The organism is Kineococcus vitellinus (assembly GCF_009906315.1).
Classification (GTDB): Bacteria; Actinomycetota; Actinomycetes; order Actinomycetales; family Kineococcaceae; genus Kineococcus; species Kineococcus vitellinus.
This window is the reverse complement of record NZ_JAAALL010000287.1, coordinates 1-5,643: the sequence shown is the minus strand read 5'-3', so window position 1 is coordinate 5,643 and position 5,643 is coordinate 1. Positions and strand designations below refer to the sequence as shown.

The 5,643-nt window shown below is 75.1% G+C and carries 5 protein-coding genes; 4 read left to right on the top strand and 1 reads right to left on the bottom strand.

The genetic code is table 11. The features are described from left to right. From infB to truB, 4 genes are all read left to right on the top strand, one after another. A partial coding sequence (gene infB / locus GTQ99_RS19090) for a translation initiation factor IF-2 (protein ID WP_205707812.1) occupies positions 1-2,652 on the top strand: 2,652 nt, incomplete at its 5' end. Between the two features lie 71 nt (positions 2,653-2,723). Then, positions 2,724-3,017, top strand: coding sequence for a DUF503 domain-containing protein (locus GTQ99_RS19085; RefSeq protein ID WP_166617298.1), 294 nt, complete (start codon positions 2,724-2,726; stop codon positions 3,015-3,017). A 20-nt stretch (positions 3,018-3,037) separates the two neighbouring features. Beyond that, positions 3,038-3,577, top strand: a complete 540-nt coding sequence (gene rbfA / locus GTQ99_RS19080) for a 30S ribosome-binding factor RbfA (RefSeq protein ID WP_166617297.1) — start codon at positions 3,038-3,040, stop codon at positions 3,575-3,577. 163 nt (positions 3,578-3,740) lie between these two features. Next, positions 3,741-4,664, top strand: a complete 924-nt coding sequence (truB, locus tag GTQ99_RS19075) for a tRNA pseudouridine(55) synthase TruB (RefSeq protein ID WP_338075118.1) — start codon at positions 3,741-3,743, stop codon at positions 4,662-4,664. A 39-nt stretch (positions 4,665-4,703) separates the two neighbouring features. On the opposite strand, the gene GTQ99_RS19070 is transcribed toward truB, so the two are convergent. Further along, positions 4,704-5,423 carry a PspA/IM30 family protein gene (locus GTQ99_RS19070; RefSeq protein ID WP_166617296.1) on the bottom strand — a complete coding sequence of 240 codons (720 nt, stop codon included), beginning with the start codon at positions 5,421-5,423 and terminating at the stop codon, positions 4,704-4,706. Between the last annotated feature and the right edge of the window lie 220 nt (positions 5,424-5,643).

Sequence of the window (5,643 nt, the reverse complement as noted above, 5' to 3'; positions counted from 1 at the left end):
CCGCCCGCCTCCGGCGGTCCCGGTCAGGGTCCGCGTCCGGGGGCCCGCCCCGGCGCTCCCGCGGCCCCCGGCCAGGGCGGTCGCCCCGGTGCCCCCGCGGCTCCGGGTGCACGTCGTCCCGGTCCGCCCGACCGCGGCGCTCCCGGTGAGCGCCCGCGCTCGGACCGTCCGGAGCGCTCGGAGCGCCCCCAGGGCGGCGACCGCGGTCAGGGTCGTCCGGCCGGTCCCGGTGGCGCTCCGCGCCCCGGTGCCCCGCGCCCGGGCAACAACCCGTTCGCCCCGAGCCAGGGCATGCCCCGCTCGTCCGACCGCGACCGCGGTCAGGGCGGTCAGGGCGGTGCGGGTGGCCAGGCCGGCGGGATGCCCCGTCCGCAGGGCGCCCCGCGTCCGGGCAACAACCCCTTCGCGGCCAACCAGGGCATGCCCCGTCCGCAGGGCGGGCCGCGTCCCGGCCCGGCCGGCCCCGGTGGTCCCCGTCCCGGTGGGCCCCGTCCCAACCCGGGCATGATGCCCGCGCGCCCGACGGTCGGCCGTCCGGGTGCCGGTGCCGGTGCGGGCCGTCCGGGTGCGCCCGGTCGCGGTGGCCCCGGTGGCGGTCGCGGTGGTGGCTTCGGCGGCCGCCCGGGCGGTCCCGGTGGCGCCGGTGCGGGTGCCGGTGGCGGCGGCTTCGCCGGTCGTCCCGGTGGCGGTCCCGGTGGTCGCGGTGGTCGCGGCGGCACGCAGGGCGCGTTCGGTCGCGCCGGTGGCCGTCCGGTCAAGGGCCGCAAGTCCAAGCGCGCCAAGCGCCAGGAGTACGAGGCGATGCAGGCCCCCTCGGTCGGGGGTGTGCAGGTCCCGCGCGGTGACGGCTCGACGGTCGTCCGCATCCGCCGCGGCGCCTCGCTGACCGACTTCGCCGACCGCATCGACGCGAACCCCGCGTCGCTGGTCACGGTGCTCTTCCACCTCGGTGAGATGGCCACCGCGACGCAGTCGCTGGACGAGGACACCTTCCAGGCCCTGGGCGCCGAGCTCGGCTACGTCATCGAGGTCGTCTCCCCGGAGGACGAGGAGCGCGAGCTGCTCGCCGGGTTCTCGATCGACCTGGACGCCGAGCTGGAGGCCGAGGGCGACGAGGAGCTGGAGTCCCGGCCGCCGGTCGTCACCGTCATGGGTCACGTCGACCACGGCAAGACGAAGCTGCTGGACGCCATCCGCTCCACCGACGTGGTGGCCAAGGAGGCCGGTGGGATCACCCAGACCATCGGCGCCTACCAGGTCACCAAGGAGCACGAGGGCGTCGAGCGGGCGATCACCTTCATCGACACCCCGGGTCACGAGGCCTTCACGGCCATGCGTGCCCGCGGCGCCAAGGTGACCGACATCGCGATCCTCGTGGTCGCGGCCGACGACGGCGTGATGCCCCAGACGATCGAGGCGCTCAACCACGCCCAGGCGGCCGACGTGCCGATCGTGGTCGCGGTGAACAAGATCGACAAGGACGGCGCCAACCCGGCGAAGGTCCGCCAGCAGCTCACCGAGTACAACCTGGTGGCCGAGGAGTACGGCGGCGACACCATGTTCGTCGACGTCTCCGCCCGCCAGGGGCAGAACATCGACGCGCTGCTCGAGGCGGTCCTGCTCACCGCGGACGCGGCGCTGGACCTGCGGGCCAACCCCCACAAGGACGCCCGCGGCATCGCCATCGAGGGCAACCTCGACAAGGGCCGCGGCCCCGTGGCGACGGTCCTGGTGCAGTCCGGGACCCTGCACGTCGGCGACGCCATCGTCGCGGGCACCGGCTACGGCCGGGTCCGCGCGATGCTCGACGAGCACGGCAACCAGCTCTCGGAGGCGACCCCGTCGCGTCCGGTGCAGGTGCTGGGCCTGACCTCGGTGCCGGGAGCCGGCGACACGTTCCTCGTGGCGCCCGACGACCGCACCGCGCGCCAGATCGCCGAGAAGCGCGACGCCGCCGAGCGCAGCGCCCTGCTGGCGAAGTCGCGCAAGCGGATCTCGCTGGAGGACTTCACCGCAGCCCTCGACCGGGGCAAGGTCGAGAGCCTCAACCTCATCCTCAAGGGTGACGGGGCGGGCTCGGTCGAGGCCCTCGAGGACGCGCTGCTGAAGATCGACGTCGGCGACGAGGTCGAGCTGCGCGTCATCGACCGCGGCGTCGGTGCGATCACGAAGAACAACGTGAACCTCGCCGTCGCCTCGAACGCGATCATCATCGGCTTCAGCGTCCGCCCGGAGCAGCAGACCAAGGAGTACGCCGACCGCGAAGGCGTCGACGTGCGGTACTACTCGGTCATCTACCAGGCGATCGAGGACGTCGAGAACGCCCTCAGGGGCATGCTCAAGCCGGAGTTCGAGGAGGTCCAGCTCGGCACGGCGGAGGTCCGCGAGATCTTCCGCTCGTCCAAGTTCGGCAACATCGCCGGCTGCCTCGTCCGGTCGGGCCTCATCCGGCGCAACACCAAGGCGCGCGTGCTGCGCGGCGGTGTCGTGCACGGCGACAACCTCACCATCGAGTCGCTGCGACGGTTCAAGGACGACGCCACCGAGGTCCGCGAGGGCTTCGAGTGCGGCATCGGCCTCGGCTCGTACAACGACCTCCAGATCGACGACGTCATCGAGACGTTCGAGATGCAGGAGAAGCCGCGCGGCTGACGCCGCCTGAGCACGGTCGCCGGGAGGCGGGACCCTCGGGTCCCGCCTCCCGGGCGGCCACCCCCTCACGCATGTTCACCGGAACGCTCACCTTCGACCTCCTGCTGGGCGACGTGCACTCGCTGAAGGGCAAGCGCAGCCTCGTCCGGCCGCTGGTCGCGGAGCTGCGACGCTCCTTCGACGTCGCCGCGGCCGAGACCGGCCACCTCGACCTGCACCGGCGGGCGGAGGTGGCCGTCGCCGTCGTGGCGCCCGACGCGGCCCGCTGCGGCGACGTGCTCGACCGCTGCGAGCGCCTCGTCGCGGCCCACCCCGAGTTCCAGATCCTCTCCGCCCGGCGGCAGTTCCTGTCGTCGGACGACTGACCGCAGCAACAGGAGCCCCCGTGGCCGACCCCACCCGCGCCCGCAAGCTCGCCGACCGCATCAAGGTCGTCGTGGCCGACGCGCTCGAGAAGCGCGTCAAGGACCCCCGACTGGGGTTCGTCACCATCACCGACGCGCGGGTCACCAACGACCTGCAGCACGCCACGCTCTACTACACCGTCCTCGGCAGCGACGAGGAGAAGGTCGGCACCAAGGTGGCGCTGGAGTCCGCCAAGGGCGTCCTGCGCGCCGAGGTCGGCAAGCGCACCGGCATCCGGCTCACCCCGACGCTGACCTTCACCGCCGACGAGATCCCCGAGACGGCGACCCAGATCGAGGACCTGCTCAGCAAGGCGGCCGAGCAGGACGCGCGCGTGGCGGCCCTCGCGGTCGGCGCCACGCCCGCCGGTGAGGCCGACCCGTACAAGAAGCCCGTCGACGACGACTTCGACGACGCGGAAGACGACCTCGACGAGGACGAGGACGACGACCTCGACGAGGATGAGGACGACGACCTCGACGAGGACGACGAGCCGGGCGCCCTCAGCGCCACCCGCTGACCCGCGGGGCCGAGCGCCCCGGGGTCCCGGTCCCTCGCGCCGGCGCCCGGGTGGCCGCCCGGGCGCCCGGCCGCGGTGGGTACCGTGTCGGCGTGGTTCCCCAGGACGGCCCGGTGCGGCGCACGCGCGCCCACGACGTGCACGCCGACGCGGGGGGCACCGCGTGAGCTCCCCGCAGCCGGCCGCCCGGGACGGCGTGCGCCGCCCCTCGGCGGGCGACGGGATCCTCGTCGTCGACAAGCCGTCCGGATGGACCAGCCACGACGTCGTCGGCCGCTGCCGGCGGCTGCTGGGCACCCGGCGGGTCGGCCACGCCGGCACGCTGGACCCGGCCGCGACGGGCGTGCTGGTGCTGGGCGCCGACCGGGGCACGAGGTTCCTCACCCACCTCGTCGCGCACGACAAGGCCTACACCGCCACCGTGCGCCTGGGTCTGGCCACCGTCACCGACGACGCCGCCGGCGAACCCCTCGGCGAGGCCGTCGACGCGACCGGCACCGGCGAGCAGGACCTCGCCCGCGCCGTCGCGGCCCTCACCGGGGACCTGCAGCAGGTGCCCAGCTCGGTGAGCGCCATCAAGGTCGACGGCAAGCGCTCCTACGCGCGGGTGCGCGGCGGCGAGGCCGTCGAGCTGCCCGCGCGCCCGGTCACCGTCAGCCGCTTCAGCGTGCTGGCGCGGCACGACCGGGCGCCCTTCGTCGACCTCGACGTCGAGGTCGAGGTCTCCAGCGGGACCTACGTGCGCGCCCTGGCCCGCGACCTCGGTGCCGCCCTCGGCGTCGGCGGCCACCTCACGGCCCTGCGGCGCACCCGCTCCGGGCCCTTCACCCTCGAGGACGCCCGCACCCTGGAGCAGGTCGAGGCGCAGCCGTCGGTCGTGCCGCTGGCCGAGGTCGCCCGGCGCCTGTTCCCCGTCCGCGACCTCGACGAGGCGGAGGCGCGCACCGTCGCCCACGGCGGGTTCACGGCTCCCTCGGACCGCGAGGGGACGGTCGCCGCGTTCGCCGCGGACGGCACCCTCGTGGCGCTGCTCGGGGACACCGCCCGGGGCGCCAAGCCGCTGCTGGTCCTCACTCCCGCCGGTTGAGGGCGTCGCCCGCCGGGCCGTGCGCCCCGGCCGGCCGGCTCAGGCCGAGCCGGACTTCAGCGCCGCCAGGCGCGCCTCGACGTCCAGGTCGGTGGCGGCGTCCTCCAGGCCGGCGAACTGCGCCTCGATCGAGTCGGCCTGCAGCTCGGCCTGGCCCGCGACGCGGGCCTCCTCCCGGCGCACCCGCTCCTCGAAGCGGGACAGCTCGGAGGTGGGGTCGAGCACGTTGAGGGAGCCGATCGCCGACTGCACCTGCGCCTGCGCCTGGGCGGCCTTGGCCCGGGCGACGAGCTGGTCGCGCTTGGTGCGCAGCTCGGCCAGCTTGTCCCGCATCGAGGCCAGCCCGCTCTTGAGCCGCTCGACGACCTCGGTCTGCGCGGCGATCTGCGGAGCGGCGGCCGCGACCTCCTGCTCGAAGGAGATCTGCCGCTTGAGCGCCACCTTGGCGAGCTCGTCGAAGCGGTCGGCCTCGCCCGTGCGGCCCTCCGCGCGCAGCGCGTCGGCCTTGGCCGAGGCGGCGCGCGCCTTGCCGCCCCACTCGCGCACCGCCGCGACGTCGTCGTCGCGGTCGGCCTCGGCCAGCCGCAGGTTGCCGATGGTCTGCGCGACGGCCGCCTCCGCGTCGGCGATGTTGGCGGTGTAGTCGCGCACCATCTGGTCGAGCATCTTCTCGGGGTCCTCCGCCGCGTCGATGAGCGCGTTGACGTTGGCCCGTGCCAGCTGGGCGATGCGCCCGAGGATGCTCTGCTTCTCCGCCACGTCGTGTCCTTCCCCGCCGGGTGCCCCGGCTGTCGCGATCGGCGCCGCCCCGGCCGGGACGCGCCTGGTGGATGCTGCCGGACGGCGGCGCCGCGGGCAGGTCAGAACCGCCCTCCGGAGGAGCGCCGCCCACCGCCGGAGGAGCGGCGCCCACCGCCGGAGGAGCGGCCGGAGGACCCGCCGGAGGAGCGGCGCGAGGAGCTGCGGCGCCGCGGGGCCT

Bases quoted from the DNA above. Each gene is read 5' to 3' on its own strand.
- GTQ99_RS19085 (WP_166617298.1), top strand. From the start codon at position 2,724: ATGTTCACCGGAACGCTCACCTTCGACCTCCTGCTGGGCGACGTGCAC.